This window comes from Alienimonas californiensis (assembly GCF_007743815.1).
GTDB classification, from domain to species: Bacteria; Planctomycetota; Planctomycetia; order Planctomycetales; family Planctomycetaceae; genus Alienimonas; species Alienimonas californiensis.
Genome location: NZ_CP036265.1, coordinates 3,004,935 through 3,022,423, shown reverse-complemented (window position 1 = coordinate 3,022,423; position 17,489 = coordinate 3,004,935). Strand labels below are relative to the sequence as shown.

The 17,489-nt window shown below is 71.8% G+C and carries 15 protein-coding genes; 7 read left to right on the top strand and 8 right to left on the bottom strand.

What is annotated here, in order from left to right; genetic code table 11:
• Positions 1-257 precede the first annotated feature (257 nt).
• The 4 genes from CA12_RS22075 to floA form a co-directional block, all read right to left on the bottom strand.
• Positions 258-2,060 carry a hypothetical protein gene (locus CA12_RS22075; protein ID WP_165700712.1) on the bottom strand — a complete coding sequence of 601 codons (1,803 nt, stop codon included), beginning with the start codon at positions 2,058-2,060 and terminating at the stop codon, positions 258-260.
• A gap of 217 nt (positions 2,061-2,277) precedes the next feature.
• Positions 2,278-2,595: a hypothetical protein gene (locus tag CA12_RS11950; protein ID WP_145359156.1), complete on the bottom strand. Its 318-nt coding sequence runs from the start codon at positions 2,593-2,595 to the stop codon at positions 2,278-2,280.
• Between the two features lie 188 nt (positions 2,596-2,783).
• Positions 2,784-3,122, bottom strand: coding sequence for a hypothetical protein (locus CA12_RS11945; RefSeq protein ID WP_145359155.1), 339 nt, complete (start codon positions 3,120-3,122; stop codon positions 2,784-2,786).
• A gap of 3 nt (positions 3,123-3,125) precedes the next feature.
• Positions 3,126-4,205 (bottom strand): flotillin-like protein FloA, encoded by a 1,080-nt coding sequence (gene floA, locus CA12_RS11940; RefSeq protein WP_145359154.1) that lies wholly within the window; start codon positions 4,203-4,205, stop codon positions 3,126-3,128.
• 251 nt (positions 4,206-4,456) lie between these two features.
• On the opposite strand from floA, the gene CA12_RS22070 reads away from it, so the two are divergent.
• From CA12_RS22070 to CA12_RS11930, 3 genes are all read left to right on the top strand, one after another.
• Positions 4,457-4,927 (top strand): RidA family protein, encoded by a 471-nt coding sequence (locus CA12_RS22070; protein WP_165700711.1) that lies wholly within the window; start codon positions 4,457-4,459, stop codon positions 4,925-4,927.
• 122 nt (positions 4,928-5,049) lie between these two features.
• Positions 5,050-7,719 (top strand): DUF1592 domain-containing protein, encoded by a 2,670-nt coding sequence (locus tag CA12_RS11935; RefSeq protein ID WP_165700710.1) that lies wholly within the window; start codon positions 5,050-5,052, stop codon positions 7,717-7,719.
• Positions 7,716-9,227 carry a DUF1552 domain-containing protein gene (locus CA12_RS11930; RefSeq protein WP_145359152.1) on the top strand — a complete coding sequence of 504 codons (1,512 nt, stop codon included), beginning with the start codon at positions 7,716-7,718 and terminating at the stop codon, positions 9,225-9,227. The genes CA12_RS11935 and CA12_RS11930 overlap by 4 nt, the downstream gene beginning before the upstream one ends.
• A 173-nt stretch (positions 9,228-9,400) precedes the next feature.
• On the opposite strand, the gene CA12_RS11925 is transcribed toward CA12_RS11930, so the two are convergent.
• Complete coding sequence (locus CA12_RS11925) at positions 9,401-10,813, bottom strand: outer membrane protein assembly factor BamB family protein (protein ID WP_145359151.1); 1,413 nt, start codon at positions 10,811-10,813, stop codon at positions 9,401-9,403.
• A 136-nt stretch (positions 10,814-10,949) separates the two neighbouring features.
• Positions 10,950-11,711 (bottom strand): TrmH family RNA methyltransferase, encoded by a 762-nt coding sequence (locus CA12_RS11920; RefSeq protein ID WP_165700709.1) that lies wholly within the window; start codon positions 11,709-11,711, stop codon positions 10,950-10,952.
• A 139-nt stretch (positions 11,712-11,850) separates the two neighbouring features.
• Here CA12_RS11920 and CA12_RS11915 point away from each other — a divergent pair, with 139 nt between their 5' ends.
• From CA12_RS11915 to CA12_RS11900, 4 genes are all read left to right on the top strand, one after another.
• A complete protein-coding gene (locus tag CA12_RS11915) occupies positions 11,851-12,825 on the top strand; it encodes a leucine-rich repeat domain-containing protein (protein WP_145359149.1) in 975 nt (324 codons plus the stop codon).
• A complete protein-coding gene (locus tag CA12_RS11910; protein WP_145359148.1) occupies positions 12,818-13,276 on the top strand; it encodes a hypothetical protein in 459 nt (152 codons plus the stop codon). The genes CA12_RS11915 and CA12_RS11910 overlap by 8 nt, the downstream gene beginning before the upstream one ends.
• A gap of 94 nt (positions 13,277-13,370) precedes the next feature.
• Positions 13,371-14,243 (top strand): Fpg/Nei family DNA glycosylase, encoded by an 873-nt coding sequence (locus tag CA12_RS11905; RefSeq protein ID WP_145359147.1) that lies wholly within the window; start codon positions 13,371-13,373, stop codon positions 14,241-14,243.
• 60 nt (positions 14,244-14,303) lie between these two features.
• Positions 14,304-15,287, top strand: a complete 984-nt coding sequence (locus CA12_RS11900; protein ID WP_145359146.1) for a dihydrodipicolinate synthase family protein — start codon at positions 14,304-14,306, stop codon at positions 15,285-15,287.
• A gap of 113 nt (positions 15,288-15,400) precedes the next feature.
• On the opposite strand, the gene fhcD is transcribed toward CA12_RS11900, so the two are convergent.
• Positions 15,401-16,324, bottom strand: coding sequence for a formylmethanofuran--tetrahydromethanopterin N-formyltransferase (gene fhcD / locus CA12_RS11895; RefSeq protein ID WP_145359145.1), 924 nt, complete (start codon positions 16,322-16,324; stop codon positions 15,401-15,403).
• Positions 16,325-16,345: 21 nt separating this feature from the next.
• Positions 16,346-17,485, bottom strand: a complete 1,140-nt coding sequence (locus CA12_RS11890; protein WP_145359144.1) for a hypothetical protein — start codon at positions 17,483-17,485, stop codon at positions 16,346-16,348.
• Positions 17,486-17,489 lie beyond the last annotated feature (4 nt).

Here is a 17,489-nt window from a genome sequence, read left to right as displayed (position 1 = left end):
ATCCTACAGCCGCGGGGTCAAGCGTGCCCTGTCCGGGACGGCGCGGGATTCGGCAGCGCAACCGTCCGGCCGGCATCATCTTACGCCTCCCCGCCGCTTCGCGCACCGCTGCCCGCAGCGATGTTGACCCAAGCCCCCGCGCCCCGCGAACCGTCCGCTTCCCCACCGCCCGCCGCCTCTCGGCCCCATTCGCGGGGCCGGCGGGGGACAGTTGACGCACCGGGCCGAATCGTGATTCGGCCCGGTGCGTCCCCGGGTCAGGCTTTGGCGTCCGGCTTGGCGTCGGCGAGCTTGTAGAGCGGCTGGTTACCGAACTTCTCGCCGCATTTGGGACACTTCGCCTTCGCCAGGCCCTTGCCGTTCGCCCCGCCGAGCTTCTCCTTCTTGCGGCCATCCTCCGAGACGATCAGCCCGCAGCTCTGGCAGCGGTAGCCGGAAACGACGACGTTCAGTTTCGGGTCGGCCTGGTACAGGTCCGGCCGGGGCAGTTCCGGCACCGGGGCGTCCGTGTAGTGGCCGGTGTGAACCGGGGCGTCGTCGGTCCGGGGGATCGGGGCGTCGGGGGCGTAGCGGCCGCCCGGGCCGGGGGCGAAGCCGAACTCCTCCATCGCCGCGGCGAAGCGGCGGTACTGGCTGAGCGTCAGCGAGACGAACCGCAACGACTGCTTCTCCGGCGGCTGATCGGCGTCCTTCTCCCCGCCGGTGCGGGGCAGCCGCAGGGCGATGCGGCCGGTGCCGAACACCGGCTCCCCGCCGAACTTGGATTCGTGCGGCAGGTTCGAGGGGTACTCGACGGCGACCTCCCCCGCGTTCTCCCCCGCCAGCAACACGTGCGGGACCGGCAGGGCGGCGAGGTCCGGGGCCTCCGCGGAGAGGTGCTCCCGCACCTTGACCCGCACCTGGGCCGGCTTTTCGCCGCCGAGGCCGAACGCGCCCTTCTTACCCTCCATCGTGACGACCAGCAGGGAGGCCGGGGAGAGGGCGAGGTCCGCTTCCTCGAACGCCTTGGCCTGCGAATCGGCCTTCGACTTCACCTTGGCCGGCACGACCGTGTGCAGCCGCACGCCGTCGATGTACCGGGTGAACGCGCCCGCGGCGAGTTCGTCCGGCGGGCCGGCCGGGGCCTTCGGGGCGGCGGCGGCGTCCGCGGCGGCGTCGGGGGTCGCGGCGTCGGCGTCCGGTTCCTCGGTCGGGTCCGGCGGCACGACGGGGACGAGGTACCGCAGGCCGCAGCCGGGGTGCGGGCAGCGGCCGACCTTGCCGCCATGCTTGCGGGCGACCTTTACCGGATGCCCGGCCGGACAGTGCAGCAGGATCTTGTCCCCCTTGACCACCAGCCCGCGACGCTTGCCGCCGCGATCCAGACCGACCTCCTGTAGGGCGATGTCCAACAGCACGTCGCCCCCGGTCGCCTCGGAGTGGGCCACGTCGTCCCCTTCCGCCGGCGGCTTGGCCGGGCGGGCCGACTTCTTCGCGGGCGTGCCGGCTGCGGGCGCTTCGTCGTCGGCGTCGTCGGCGTCGGAGATCGAGAAGGTGTCGCCCTCTTCCCCGGCCGGCTTCTCGACCGGCTTCCTGGCCTTCGACTTCGACGCGGCGTTGCCGACGCGGGGGGCGGAATAGCTGGCGTCCTCGACGTCCGCCATCGTGAACTCGTCCTCGGGATCATCGCCCGCGGCGTCGGCAACGCCCGAGGCAGCGCCGGCGTCGCCGCCCCCGACGGCGAACTCGCCGGTCAGTTCAAAGTCGGCGTCCTCGTCCGGGGCGCTGCGGGCGGCGGCCTGCGCCTCGGAGGCGAGTTTCGAGGCGGCGTTCTGATCCAGCTCCGGCAGCGGCTGGTACGCCACCTCCGCGCGTTCCCCCTGCAGTTCGGCGTAGCGGTCGGCGACGTCGGACCGCATGAACCCGCCGCAACTCCAGCAGCGCACCAGTCCGGGACGGACCAGTTCGTCGCAGGTGGGGCAGGCCACGTCGGCCCGGGCGCCGCGGGCGGCGGCGGAGGCGTCGGCCGAACCGGAGCGGGGGCCGGTCGCGGGGACGTTGCGAACAGGCGAATCGGCCATGCGGAGCGGGGGGAGAAGCGAGCGGTCGCCCCCAGACTAACGCCGCCGCCCGCCGGTCATAGCGGCGGGGCGCCGGAACGCGGCGCTCCGCCGCCCTCGGCGCCCCCGCATTCATCCTCCCCGATCGGACCCACAGGACCGGACCTGCCGGCGGTCGTCCCGGCCGGCTCCCGCGTCCGCACGCGCCGGTTCGCCGTTCGCTGTCCGATTTGCGGCGTCAGACCGTCGGAATCGCCCCGAACATTACCCAGAGCACGAGGTGGGCGAACAGCAATCCCCTGCCAAAGACCCACGCCGCGAACGACGCCCCCCCGCCCCCGATCCCGCGGGCCTCCCGCACCGCCGCCGCGATTCCCGCCGCAAGAGCGCCCGACACAGTGAACGGAATCGCGGGCAGAACCAGCCCGAAGCCCCACATCCTCAGTTCCAATGCGGCCTGCCCGACGGTGCCGCTGCGGCTAGTCATCGCCAGTATCAGCCCCGCTGGCAGGACAAGTAGATCTAAGAGGAGCAGCCCCGCAAACAGCAGCGTCACGGACCACCGCGTCAGTCAGCCCGCCGGCCCAGGGAACGTCCTCCCGAACGCGCCACGTATCGACCGCCGCGACGACCGTGCAGCAGACGTGCAGGCCGAGCAGAAACAGATAAAAGGAGTGGGCACGGCGGAGGCGGAGCGAGGGACGAAGTCCCTCGGAGCCCGGCCGGCGCCGCGGCGACCGGCGCCTATCGCTCCGCGGGGGGCCTGTCCTCGGACTTGCGCTGCGTGGTGAAACGGCCGCCGACCGTCAGGGCGAGGGCGACGACGTTGAGCAGCGCCATCCCGACGAAGAACCATGCGAACAGATCCAACGACCGTTCAAACGCGCCCTTCGCCATGACGAGGCCGAAGGGGACCCCGATGACAAAGACGATCCAGTCGTATTTCTGATGAAACCGCTCGACCGCCTTCAGCTTCTCCGGCGGCGGGAAGAGCCACCGCGGCTTCCAGAAAACCAGACCTGCCCCGAGCGTCGAACCGACCAGCAGGCATCCGGCGAACAGGAGCAGCTGGTACTCGGCCACGGTTCACGCCCCGACGGACGCCTGCCCGTTGCCGGCGTGGCCGCGGGGTTCGTGGACGTTGCCATTCTCGTCGGCCCGGAGGCCGCCGCGGCGGAAGGCTTCGGCCATGGCGAGGGGAATCTCCGCCTCGGCCAGCACGACCTTCGCCTGGTTCTCCTGCGTGACCGCCCGCTGGACCTGCTCGTTCGCGACGGCCATCGCCCGGCGTTCCTCGGCCTTGGCCCGGGCGATCCGCATGTCGGCCTCGGCCTGGTCGGCCTGCAGGCGGGCGCCGACGTTGTCGCCGACGTCGATGTCGGCGATGTCGATCGAGACAATTTCGTAGGCCGTCTGGCTGTCGAGCCCCTTCGCCAGCACCGCCTTGGCGATCATCACCGGGTCCGCCAGCACCAGCTTGTGGGAGGCCGAGGACCCGATCGCGGAGACGATCCCCTCGCCCACCCGGGCGATGACCGTTTCCTCCGTCGCCCCGCCGACGAGCTGCTGGATGTTCGTCCGCACCGTCACGCGGGCGCGGGCCTTCAGCTGGATGCCGTCCTTCGCCACGCCGTCGAGCGTGTTGCGGCCGTGGCGGCGGGGGTCCGGGCAGTCGATCACCTTCGGGTCGACGCTGGTCTGAACGGCTTCGAGCACGTTCCGGCCGGCGAGGTCGATCGCGGCGGCGGTCTGCCAGTCGAGGTCGATGCTGGCCCGTTCGGCGGCGATCAGGGCCCGGATGATGTTCCGCACGTTGCCGCCCGCCAGATAGTGGGCCTCCATCTGGTCGGTGGAGATCGGCGGGATGCCGGCCTGCACCGCCATGATCTTGCTGTCCACGATTACGGAGGGGTTCACCTTCCGCAGGCTCATGAAGACCAGCGTCCAGGGCCAGACGCGCACGCCGCTGAAGAACGCCCGCAACCACAGCTTGAAGTACCGGGCGAACAGCACCAGGAACACGAAGCCCAGCAGGGCGGCCATCGCCACCCCGGCGATGACCACGATCGCCCAGAGACCGCCGCCCTCGAACAGGTCGTTCAACTGGGCCAGCGGCGGCGAAACGCTCATCAGCGAAACCGGCGGGAGTGCGGGCGAAGCGGGCATCGGCGGCGATTCGGGCGGTTGGACGTGTCGGGCGAAACGGCGCCGGAGGCGACGCGGATCATTCCCGGAGCGAAAGTATTCCGGTTGGGCAGGCTCCGTGCGAGCGTCCCCGCCGCCGCACCCTTGCGCCAAGGCGGAAGGATAGAGGGCGGAAGGCGGAAGGAAGAGGTGGTGGAGCGAGAGGAGACCCGGCGGCACTTTGGTATCGTGCCCTCCTTCCACCCTCCGCCCTCCCCCTTCTGCCTTTCCCCATGACGCCCGAAGAAGTTCTGCTCGACGAATCGATCAACCTGCCCGCCCCGCCGGAGCCGGCCGGCGTCTACGAGCCGATCGTGCGGTGCGGGAACCTGTTGTACCTCTCCGGCCACATTCCCCCGGCCTCGGACGTGCGCTACGTCGGCCGGGTGGGCGAGGACGTGGACGTGGAGACCGCCCAGCAGGCCGCGGAATACGTCGCCCGGCAGATGCTCGCCACGGTGCGGAAAGAGATCGGCAGCCTGAACCACGTCGTGCGGCCGGTGAAGGTGACCGGCTTCGTCCGCTGCACGCCGGAGTTCACGGACATCCCGGCGGTGGTCAACGGCTTCAGCAAGGTGCTCACGAAGGTGTTCGGCAGTCAGGGCCGCTGCGCCCGCAGCTCCCTGGGCATCGCCAGCCTGCCCGGCGGCGTCTGCGTGGAGGTCGAGGCGATCTTCGAAGTGGACGCAAAAACGCCCCGCTGACCCCCGCCCCGCCCTGCCCCGCGGGGAGGGGCGCCCGGCGATTGTTTCGGAATCGGGGGAGCGATACGCTCGCATCGAAGGACTCCGTTCCGGGGTCTCGCTCCTCCACTCCAGGCTCAGGCGTGCTTGACGCGTGCCGTCCGTTCGTCGTTGCGGCGTTGTGGTGCGGAGTCGTCGCCGGCGGGTTGAGAGCGGCCGACGGCGCGCCGGCCACGACCGGGGAGGAACGCCGGTTCCTCGCGGAGGTCGCCCCGGTCCTGGCGAAACGTTGCCTGGAGTGCCACGGCCCCACCTCGCGGAAGGGCGGGTTCGATCTGTCGCACCGCGATCGGCTGGCCGCCGGCGGGGTGAACGGCGCCGCGGTCGTCGCCGGTAAGGCGGACGACAGCCCGCTGTGGCAATACGTCGACTCCGACACGATGCCCCCGGACGGTCCGCCGCTCTCAAAAGCGGAGAAGGCGGTTCTGAAGAAGTGGCTCGACGCCGGCGCCCCGTGGCCGAAGGCGGAGCCGTGGGCCGTGCTGCACGCCGCCGGCGGCGAGGCGGCGGGCGCCGGCTGGGTGCGGCGGCTGACGGCGCCGGAGTACCTCGCCAGCGTGCGGGCCGTCACCGGCGTGGACCTCGCCGCGGACGCCGCCCGCCTGCTGCCCGCCGACCTACGGGCGGACGGTTTTCACAACACGGCGTACAACCTCGCCGTCGACCTGGAGCACGTCCGGGCCTACGCCGAACTGGCCCGCCTCGCGGTCGCCCGGGCGGATCTGCCGGCCCTGCTGAAACAACACGCCCCGGGGAAGACGCCGCGGGAGCGGATCGAAGCGCTGGGCGCACTGGCCCTGCGGGGGCCGTTGTCTGAGGACGAAACCGCCCCCTTCCTCGCCGTGGCGGACGCCATGCGGAAGGAGGGGGGGACCGAGGAGGAGGCGCTGGGCCTCGTGCTGGAAGCGATGCTGCAATCGCCGCGGTTCCTCTACCGAATCGAAACCCAGCGGGGCGACGGCACGACCCGGCCGGTCACGGGGCACGAACTGGCGAACCGGCTGAGCTACACCCTCTGGGGCGCCCCGCCGGACGCGGCGCTGCGGGCCGCCGCGGAGCGGGGCGAACTGACCGCCGACCCCGCCGGCCGGGCGGCCCTTCAGAAACAGATCGCCCGGCTGCTGGACGACCCCCGCGCCCGGGACCGCTCCGCCCGCTTCGCCCATGAGTGGCTGAACCTCGATCGGCTGGACGCCCTCAGCCCCGCGGCCGAGCGGTTCCCGAACTGGAACCCGGCGCTCGCGGGGGACATGCGGCGGGAGACGCGGGCGTTCTTCAACCACGTCGCCTGGTCGGAGCGGCCGCTGACCGCCCTGTTGACCGACCGCACGGCCTTCCTCACCCCCCGACTGGCCGCCCACTACGGGCAGGACTGGGGGGCCCTCGCCGAGAACGCCGTGCTGCTGGCGCCGCCGGAGCCGGCCGGCGTGGTCGCTGTCTACGACTTCGCCGGAGACGGCAACATCGTGCGGGACCTCTCCGGCCAGGACGGTTTCGGGACAGGGGAGCCGCTGGATCTGGAAATCGGCAAGGGGGCGAAGGTCCGCCGCACCCCCGCCGGGTTGCGGATCGACGGCCCCTCCCAGATTTCCGCCCCCCGCCCGGCCAAGCGCCTCACCGCCGCACTGAAGAAGTCCGGCGAGGTCACGATCGAAGTCTGGCTCACCCCGGCCGACGCCAAGCAGGCCGGCCCGGCCCGGATCGTGACGCTCTCCGGCGGGTCGTCGAAGCGGAACGTCACCCTCGCCCAGGAGGGGAAGAAGTACGACGCCCGCCTGCGGACCACCTCGAACGCCGACAACAACGGCCTGCCGTCCACCAGCACGGACGACGCGGTGCGAACCGACCGGCCGACGCACGTCGTGTTCACCCGCCGCTCCACCGGGCTGGCCCGGCTGTGGGTGGACGGGGCGATGCGGGGCAACCGCAGCACCGAGGGCTCCTTCGGCAACTGGGACGACGGCTTTCGGTTGGCCCTCGCCGGGGAAATCGGGGACGACCGGCCGTGGCGGGGCACGCTGCACCGGGTGGCGATCTACGACCGGGCGCTGAGCGACGAAGAGATCGCCGAGCGGGCCGGCGCCCCCTGGCGGGTCGATCTGCCCGAGGACGCCCCCCGCCGCGGGTTGCTCACGCAGGGGACCACGCTGACCGTCGGCGGGGACGAGGCCAGCACCGTCTCCCGGGGGCTGTTCGTCCTGCGGGACCTGTTGCTGGGCTCGATCGGCGACCCGCCGCCGGGCGTGGACACCACCCCGGTCCCCGCGGGGCCGGGGCTTTCGCAGCGGCAGATGGCGGAGAAGCGCCTCGCGGACGCCTCCTGCGCCGGCTGCCACGTGCAGTTCGAACCGTTCGCCTTCGCCTTTGAACGCTACGACGGGCTCGGCGGGTTCCGCACGAAGGACCACCACGGCAACGCCCTGCGGACCGACGGGGCGGTCAAGCTGCCCGGCGGGGAACAGGCGACCTTCGCGACAACCGCGGAGTTCCTCGACCTAATCGCCGCCGGCGAGCCGGTGCGGCGGGGGCTGACCCGCAAGCTGACGCAGTTCGCCCTCGGCCGCCCGCTGACTCCCGCCGACGAGCCCGCCGTGCAGGCGATTCACGACGCCGCCTGGTCTGCCGACGCCCCGCACGGACCCGGCTCCTACCGCGCCGTGATGGCCGCGATCGCGGGCAGCGAGCTGACGCTGACCGCCCCCACCGAGCCCGCCTCCCTCTCCTCCGCCTCTCCGAACGCCGCCCCCCGATGATCGCCCCGCAATCCGCGACCTCCCGCACGCCGGTGCCCCGGCGGGCGGTGCTGAAGGGCCTCGGGGCGGTCGCCGTGGGGCTGCCGTTCTTCGAGGAGATGCTCGGGGCCCGGGCCTTCGCCGCGGCGCCGGCCCTCGCCGCGGCCCCGACCGCCGCCGGCGGCGTGCCGGTGCGGGCCTTCAACCTGTTTTTCGGGCTGGGCATTCCCGCCCCGTTGCAGGCGGAGGCGACGAAGAACGGCAAGCTGGAGGGCGTGCTCGAGCCGTTGGCCCCGCTGGCGGACAAGCTGGCGGTATTGCGGAACGTCGATCAGGTGCGGTGCGACGAGAGCGGCATCAACGCCCACTTCGACGGGGCCAGCGGCGCCTTCACCGCCGAGCCGCCGGACGGCGACGCCAAGAGCGGCGGGCCGAGCCTCGATCAGTTGATCCGCCGGGCCGCCCACCCGGACGGCCGCACGCCGGACGGCATGATTCCTACGCTGGTGGCCGGCACCTTCTTCCGTCGCAGCCGGCTGAGCCGCTACGTGCACAGCTATCGGGAGGACGGCACCGTCGCCGCCCCGATGCAGGAGAGCCCCGGCGAACTGTTCGCCCGGGTGTTCGGCGCCGCCCCCGGGACGAACGGCGCCGCCCCCGCCGATCCGCGGAGCGAGCGGCTGACCCGCAGCGTGCTGGACGCCGTCGCGGCCCAGGCGAAGTACCTCTCCGGCCCCCGCGGCCCGCTGGGGGCGGCGAGCCGGGAACGGCTGGCCGACCACCTCGATCGGGTGCGGGAGTACGAACGCCGCACGCTCGCATTGGAGGGGGAGAAGGCCGCCAAAACCGCCGCCCTCCCGCCGGCCCCGCCGAAGTCGAAGCTCCGCCACGGCGACGAGGCCGACCCGGGCGGCGAGGGCGTCGACATCACCCTGACGGACCTCACCACCGAGTGGCGGCTCGTCGCGGACCTGTACGCCCACGCGATCCTCACCGACCGCGTGCGGTTCGGTTCGCTCACCTACCTCGCCGCCGGCGAACGCATCCGGCTGACGGGCGACTACGAGTACGGGGGCAAGAAAATCTTTTCCTTCGACGACAAAAAACAGCTCGGCAAATCCGGCGCCGCCGGGTGCAGCCACGAGTGGTGGCACCAGTTCCGCGAGGATCGCCCGAACGAAGCCCTGCGAGCCCACGCCCACCTGAAAATGCGGGAGGTCGCCTACTTCCTGAACCTGCTCGCCGGCGAGGAGGCCCGCGAGGCGAACGGCCGCACCGTGCTGGAGAACGCCTTGGTGACGATCTCCACGGAATCCGGCGACGGCCGGCACAACGACGTGAAACGGGAGCTGTCCGGCGTATTCCACGCGATCACCGGCGCCGGCGGCCGCTTCCGCACCGGCGCCGTGCTGGACGCGAACGCGGAGGGGCTCGACGTCTACAACACCCTGCTGGCCGGCATGGGCGTCGCCGACCGCCTCGGCCCGAAGAAGCGCGACGGCAAGGCGATCGACGCGCTGCGGGTGTGAGGCGAGGCCGGCGGAACGGCGGAGCGATTACCGGCCCGATGCGCAAGCATCGGCCGTCGGCACAGCGGGCGAATGGAATGACGCACGGCCGGAGCTTGCGCTCCGGGCAGGTATGAAAAGATGATTCGCCGGGATACGCGTTAGTGAGCGGCGGCGGGCGGACCGTCGGCCGGTTACCGCAGGTCGAGGCAGACCATCTCCAACTCCGTGCGGAGCAGCAGGCGCCCGTCGGCGAGGGCCGGGGTCGTGTAGCAGACGCCCTCGATCACCGGTTCCGCGGAGCGGGCGACGACGGCCGGTTCGCTCGGGTCGAGTGCCAGCGCCGCCAATAGACCGCGTTCGCCCAGCGCCACCAGCTTGCCGTCCGCGGCGAGCAGGTGGCCGCGACGCAGATCGTCGTCCCACAGCCAGGCGAGTTCTCCGGTCGCCAGATCCAGGCAGCGGAGTTTTTGTTGCTGGTTGAGGTTCGAACCGAACCCGTACACGAAGCCGTCCGCCGCGACGAGCGAATTGTACTGCGGGTCCAGCCCCCGCCGGTTCCGCCACAGTTCGGCGAGGGCGCCGTCCGGCTCGATCCGGGCCGCCATGCAGCCGGCGGTCCGCCCGCTGGGGCCACTGCCGACGAACAGTACGTCGCCCCACACGGCCGGGCTGGCGGCGTTCATCGCGTCCACGGTGCGGAGTTCGAACGGCAGCGAACCGAGTTCCTCCCCCGTCGCCGGGTCGGCGATCAGCAGGCGGGTCTTCATCAGCGCCGCGACGAACCGGCGACCGTGCACCGTGACGAGCAGCGGCGTCAAGTAGCTTTCGCGGGCGTCCACCGCCTGCCAGACGGTCTCCCCGGTGGCGCCGTCGAGCAGCGTGAGGCCGGTGTTCGGGACCGTCCCGCCGGTGGCGATCAGCACGCGCTCGGCACCGTCGTCCGCCTGAAAAACGACCGGGCTGGCGGAGGTCGCGAACGGCTTCTCCTCCGGCTGCGTCTCCGCGGCGAGGTCGCGGCTCCACAGTTCCTCCGCCGTGTCGAAATCGACCGCCCGCAACCCGCCGGCGGCGCCGTAGGCGTAGACGCGGCGCACGCCGTCGGCTCCTCGCCGGCCGATCGCGGGGGTGGCGTAGGGGGCGCCGCTGTGGCCGGGATAGTCCGATTCGAATCGGGCCGGGGCGTCGGCGACGGGGGCGCCGGTGTCGAGATCGAACCAGGCGAGGCGTTCGATCGGCCGATCGCCGCCCAGTTCGGCGGCGCTGTCGGCGAACGGCCCGACGTCCGGGCCGACGCGGTGCAGCAGGATTACCGTGTTCTCCGCGACCACTGGGCAGGCGTAGCCGGTCCCGCAGGGAACCCGCCACGCGACCGGCGGGCCGGCGTCCGGCCAGTCCCAGTTCAACCCGCGGTCCGGGGCGACGTTGCGGCCGCCGGGACCGTGCAAAGTCAGCCACTCACCGGGCGTCGCCGCGGCGGCGGGGCGGTCCGCCAAGGGGACGACCGGCGAACCGACCGGCGCCGCCCGCTCCGGGTCGCGGCCGGCGTCGCAGCCGACGGCGAGCGCTCCAAGGACCAGCAGCGGGGCGAACGGGCGAACGGGCATGAACCGGCGGGACGACGGGCGGAGCGGACTGGCATCCTGTCGGCGGCGGTCGAACGCCGGAAGCCGCCGGCGGCCGGCCGCTCGGTCTTCAAACCTTCTTCATCACTCATCCGGCGCATCCCCGCGCCTCGGGCTATCAGACCTCGGCGCGGCGGCGGATCTCGTACAGCAGCACCCCCGCGGCGACCGCGGCGTTCAGGCTGCCCACCGGGCCGGTCGGGAGACGCAACCGGGCGTCCGCCAGCTCGGCGATCGGCCGGGAGACGCCCCGCCACTCCGCACCGATCACCAGCGCCAGCGGGCGGTCCGGGGCGGCGGCGAGATCGGCCTCCCACGGGGCGACGGCGTCCCCGGCGAGCGTCGCCGCGGCCACTCGCACGCCCCTCGATTTGAGATCCGCCAGCGTCTCCGCGAGGTCCGCCGACCGGGCGATCGGCACCGCCCCGACCGCCCCCGCCCCGCTGTGCACCGCCCCGGCGGAGACCCCCGCCGCCCCGGTTTCGGCCAGTAACACCGCGTTCGCCCCGAACTCCGCGGCGCCCCGCAGGATCGCCCCCAGATTGTGCGGGTCCTGCACCCCGTCCAGCACGACCGTGAGGGCCGGCGGCTTGCGGAACAGCCCGGCGGCGTCGGCGTAAGGAAAGGGCGGCATCTTCGCCGCGAACCCCTGATGGTCCGCCCCGCCGCACAGTTTCGTCAGGTTCGCCGCGTGGGAGGGGATCACCGGCACGTCGCGGGCCTCGCAGGTCAGCGTCACCTCGTCCGCGGCGGCGGGGTCGGCGGTCTCCGCGATGCGGACCTCGTACGGCTCCCACCCCACCCGCAGCACGCCCGCGACCGCATGGCGGCCGCGGATCCAGCACTTCTGATGATTACCGAGGAGCGGGCGCTTGGGCACGGTCGGGTGGATCGACGGTCGAGGGGGGCGACGGGCCGGGGAGGCGGCGAACCGTGCGGGCCGACGCCGGTTGTGGGGCCGGGAAACGGGCTCGTAGACTAACAGGCCCGTCCCCGTCCGACGCCTCGCCCGACCGCCGATGGCCCGCCGACCCGCCCCGCCGCTCCGTTTCGCCTCTCTCCGTCTGGCGACGCTCGGACTGCTCGCCGCGGCGTGGGCCGTCGCCGTCGCCCCGGCTCTCGCCCAGGAGCCGGACGAACCGGCCCCGGCCCCGGAGGCGCCTAAGCCAGAGGCGCCCAAGGAAGCGCCCGCCCCGGAGCTGATCCCCGACGACGCCCTGGAGGCCGCCGTCCGCCGGGAGCTGCGCCTCGACGCCAAGGCCGAGCTGAAGGAGGACGCCCTGCGGAACCTCTTCTTCCTGCGGGCGCCCGGCGAGGGGGTCAAACAGCTCGACGGGCTGGAGCGGGCGGTCAACCTTTCCCTGATCGACCTGTCCGGCAACGAGGTAAGCAGCCTCGACCCGCTGACCCAGCTGACGAGCCTGCAATCGCTGGATCTGTCCGCCAACAACATCACGTCGCTCGATCCGCTGAAGGGGCTGACCGGCCTGCAATATCTCAAGCTGGACGACAACGAAGTCACGGACCTCACCCCGTTGGTCGGGCTGGAGCGGCTCTCCGCCCTGTATTTGTCGGGCAACAAGGTGACGAACCTCGGCCCGCTGGAGAATCTGGACCGGCTCACCTCCCTCGATCTGGCGGAGAACGACCTGACCGATCTCGGCCCGCTGGCGGACCTGAAGTGGCTCAGCGCGGTCACGCTCTCCGGCAACCGCATCACGAACGTCGCCCCGCTGGCCGGGTTGAAGGACCTGAGGTTCCTCATCCTGAAGGAGAACGAGATCGCCGACCTGGCCCCGCTGGCCGCCGCCGCGACCGAGGACGCCGCCGGGGAACGCCGGTTCGCCCCGTATCTGCGGCTCTACCTCGCCGGCAACCCGCTGGGGAACGCCGCCGCGGAGCAGATCAAGGCGCTGGAGGCCGCCGGCGTGCGGGTCGTGCGGGAGGAGCCGTCGGGGGAACCGCAGGACCAACCGGCCGAAGCCGATGAATGACGCCGCCGTCGCCCTGCCGCCCGAGTCCGACTCCGACCCGTTCGAGGCCGACGCCGCGACCGCCGCCGCCGCGGAGTCCGACGCCCCCGACGGCGACGGCGAGGGCGAAGCGACCCGCCGCACCCCGACCGAGGCGGACCGCATCGCCGCGGCGGTGCGGGCGCTGAAGACCCGCGGCACCCCGCACCAGGTCCGCGCCCGCCTGATCGCCGCCGGCTGCGACCCGGATCAGGCGGACAAAATCGTCAACCGGGCCCGCAGCCAACTGCTGGCCGACAGCCGCAAACTCGGCGCCCGCATCGCGGAAGTGACCGTGGCGGCGATGTGCGCCTCGCTGCTCCTGCTGTTCGTCCCCGGCGGGGAGGTCTTTTGCGGGATTCTTCAGATCGTGGGGATGGTCGTGCTCGCCGTAGCTTTCCTGGTCTGGCTCAGCGGCGTCGGCGGCGACTGACGCTCAAGGCGGAAGGGAGAGGGCGGAAGGCGGAAGGAGGTGCGCTATAACACCGTGTCCTGCCGCCCTCGCCCTTCCGCCATCTGCCTTAAAAATGCCCGAGGGTCACAAGGTTCATCACCTCGCCGCCCAGCACCGGGCGGCGTTTGCCGGGGCCGACTACGCCGTCAGCAGCCCGCAGGGACGGTTCAGAACGGGCGCCGCGGAGTTGGACGGCCTCCGGTTGGTCGACGTCTCCGCCCACGGCAAGCACCTGTTCTATGAGTTCGGCGGAGAGGACGAACCGGGCAGTTCGTCGTTCCTGCACGTGCATCTGGGTCGCTACGGCAAGTTCGCCCCGCTGACGCGGCCCGTGCCGGAGCCGGTCGGGGCGGTGCGGGTCCGGCTCGTTCGCACCGACGACGGCGCCGGCCGGCTGCCCCCCACACCGGGTGCGCAGGACCCGGGCCCGGTTGTCGGCTTCGATCTCCGCGGCCCGACCGCCTGCGAAACGCTCGCGCCGCATGAGGTCGAAGCGATTCACGACCGCCTCGGCCCGGACCCGCTCGCCCCGCGGCGGGGCGACGAGGCCCGGGTGCGGGCCGCGTTCGCCAAGTCGAAGAAGCCCGCGGGGGCGCTGATCATGGATCAGCCGGTCGTCAGCGGCGTGGGCAATATCTTCCGGGCGGAGGCGTTTTATGAACTACGGATGGACCCCGCCCGCCCCGCGAACAGCCTCTCCGACGAGGAGTTCGCCGCCCTTTGGCGAACGATCAAGCGGCAGATGAAGACCGGTCTGGAGTACGGCAAGATCGTCACCCGCACCGCCCGCGAGGCGGGCAAATCGCGGGCGGAATTAACGGGGATGGACCGCTTCCGCATCTATCGGCAGCCGCGCTGTCCCCGCTGCGGGGACGAAACCCACGTCTGGGAACTCGGCGGCCGCACGATGTACGCCTGCCGGCGCTGTCAGGGCGTGGCGGGATGAAGGCCGGCCGGCCGGAGCGTTACCCTGTGCGGCAGGTCCCGTCCTCGCTCCGCCGCCCGCATGTCCGTCCCCCGCCCGCCCGTCGACGCCCGCGTGTTCCGCGGCTGCATGCCCGCCCTGATGACGCCCTGCGGGGCGGACGGCGTCGTGAACTACGAGGCGCTGGTCCGCAAGGGCCTGCAGATGACGGCTGCGGGGATGACGGGCGTCGTCTATTGCGGGTCGATGGGGGATTGGCCGCTCCTGACGGATCAACAGCGGCAGGAGGGCGTGGCCCGGCTGGTCGAGGCAGGCGTGCCGGTGGTCGTTGGAACCGGCGCCCAGAACTCGGCCCTCGCCGTCGCCCACGCGGAGCACGCCGCGGCCGTCGGGGCCGCGGGGCTGATGGCAATTCCCCGGGTGCTCTCCCGCGGCGCCTCGCCCGCGGCCCAGCGGAACCACTTCGACGCGATCCTCGCCGCGGCCCCGGACCTGCCGACGGTGATCTATAACAGCCCCTATTACGGCTTTGAAACGAAGGCGGAGCTGTTCTTCGAACTACGCCGCGACCACGCCAACCTCGTCGGATTCAAAGAGTTCGGCGGGGCGGCGTCGCTGAGCTACGCGGCCGAGCACATCACCTCCGCCGACGACGATCTGCTGCTGTTGGCGGGAGTCGATACTCAGGTTTATCACGGCTTCGTGCGCTGCGGGGCGGCGGGGGCGATCACGGGCATCGGCAACTGCCTGCCGCGGGAAGTCCTGACGCTCGTCTGCCTCTGCAAAGCCGCCGCCGGCGGCGATCCCGACGCGGACCGCTGCGCCCGGGAACTGGCCGAGGCGCTGGCGGTCCTGTCCCGCTTCGACGAGGAACCGGACCTCGTCCTCCACTACAAATATCTCCTGTTCCTCACGGGCGACGCTGATTACGAGCATCAGTTGAACGTCTCGGACCGGCTCTCGCCCAGCCAGGCCCGTTACGCGGAGGCGCAGCTCCGCCGCTTTCAGGCTTGGTGGGAACGCTGGCCCGGCAAGGAATACGACGCCCGACCGGCGGCCGAGTGATTGTGGAACCTCTTCGAATACCAACTCGAAGCGTCAGCGAGGGGCGTCGCGAAGCGGGGGCGGGCTGTGCCCGCATCCCTCGCTGACGCTTCGGGTTAGTAAGAACACAACTCCTATTCCTCCCAGGGCGTCTCGCCCGGGATCAGCGGGATAAAACTCTTGCCGAGCCGGCCGCCGTAGTTGCCGGCCCGGATCAACCGCAGGCCGGGCGTGTTCTTGGCCGCGTCGATCGCGGCGTAGGTGGCGGCCGTCACGCTCTCCAGATCGCGGCCGTTGATAATAATCTCCTGAATGGCGGCCACGCCGTCCGGCACGAGGCTTTTCTCCCCGAGTTTCCCCTTTAACGTCGGACACCACTCCGCGAAGGTACTGGCGATGAGGAATTTATAGTTCGACCCCGCCTTGCTGGCGGAGCCGGCGAGGCCGCCGGGGAAGGGTGCGATCACGCCCTTACAGTCCGCGACCGCGGCGACGGCCGCCGTGCCGGCGTCGAGGGCGGCGTCGGCCGTTTCGCCCAAGAACCAGAGGTTCCCGCCCATGATTCCGTCGCGGAACCCGAAGTCCCGGTCCAGCATAAATTCGCCGGCCAGAATCGGGATCACCCACACGTCGCGGCCGTGGCGGCGGTCTTCAAACTCGTACCCGTCGCCGAAGTAGGCGATCTTCCGCCCCAGCGGGATCGACCGCCCGGCTTCAATATCTTCCCCCATCGGGCTGAACGCCGCCGCGGTGGGGCAGGTGAGAATATTCTGGCTGACCCGCTTGAGGAGCGACTGATACAGCGCCTCCTCCCGGTCCTTGCGGAAGCGGGGGACGTGAAATTGCAGCACGGCCCCGGGCCGGCCGTCGGGGGTCTCGGCGGGGTTGAGGTACGTGGCGACGCCCGCTTCGCAGTCGCACAGGATCGTGCTGCTGGCGTGCCCGGTCGCGTTGGCGCAGGCGTGGTCCAGCCAGGTCCGGTCCCGGGCAGTGACGAGGACCTCCGCAAACAGACTGCGGAAGGCTTCGGCGTAAGTGTTCTCGATCTCGGCGGCCATGCGAGACAGGATAGGCCGTGCCTAAGCCGGACGCATGCGTCCGGCCCGCGTCCGCCACAGGCTCACGCCGCTCCACAACGCCGCGGGCAGCAGGACGTACCAGAGGGAGAGGTTAAACGCGACCCGCGGGCGCCCGCCGCGGGGGTCGTCATGATCGAATACTGCATATCCCGGGAGAGTGCGGCCCGAGTCGCGTCGATCGGCCTGAAATCCCCAGCGGCGGGAGCCGACGACCCAGGACGGCACGTCGACGCCGGTCTGCCGGGCCTCCCGGGGCAGGTCCAACGTGAGCCGCAGGAAGAGGGGGTGGATCGCCGAAAAACGATCGCGGCGGGCGACCAGCGTGACGCGGGTGTCACGGATTGTCGGTCCGTGTTCACGGCCGGATGTATCCCACGTCCCGTTCAGCAAGAGCATGCCCCCGCCGATCGCGGCGAACGTGCCGACCCACGGCCGCGCCGCCAGCCTCCAGCGAGACGGTTCAGCGGGCGGACGGGCGCTGCGGAGAAACGAGACGGAGCGAACCAGCGACCAAACCAGCGGCGGGCCGAGCAACCACACAATCCCGACCGTCAGGTCCAACTGCTTCCAGGCGAGCCGCCCCTCCGTCGGCAATAAGGTAGCGCCCGGACCCCAGAAAGTTCGTCGGACGCTGACGCCCCACGCCGGCTCCGACTCCCAAAGAGACCAGTCCTTCACCTCTTGAGGGGCGCCTTCCATCGAATACGGGTCGCCCGTCCGCTGGTCGTCGTAATGGGACGCGTCGTTGACGTTGGCGAACGGCGGGCCGTTCCAACGAACCTCCAGCGCCCGCCAGTGCCGAGCGATCGCGGCGCCCCCTCCCGGCGGGGCCGCCACCCGTACGCCGAGCCGCGTCGGCTCCAGTTCCCGCTGCGGGTCCGGGTGCGGATGGTCGCGGCGGAGGTGGAACGGGAGGTCCATCGGGTGCCGAGGGCCGTCGGGGTCGTACGGCCACCAGACCCGCAGCACGTCCCAGGCCGGCGCGTCGTACCGGTAGAACGGCAGGACCGCCAGGAACAGTCCCAAGACCGCGAGCGCCCACACCCACGGCCCCGCCGCCCGACTTACGGGGAACGGCTCTCGCTCTGCGAGCGCCCGCGAGGACGCGGCGACGTCGGGGAGGGGCGGCTCGGCGGACATGCCG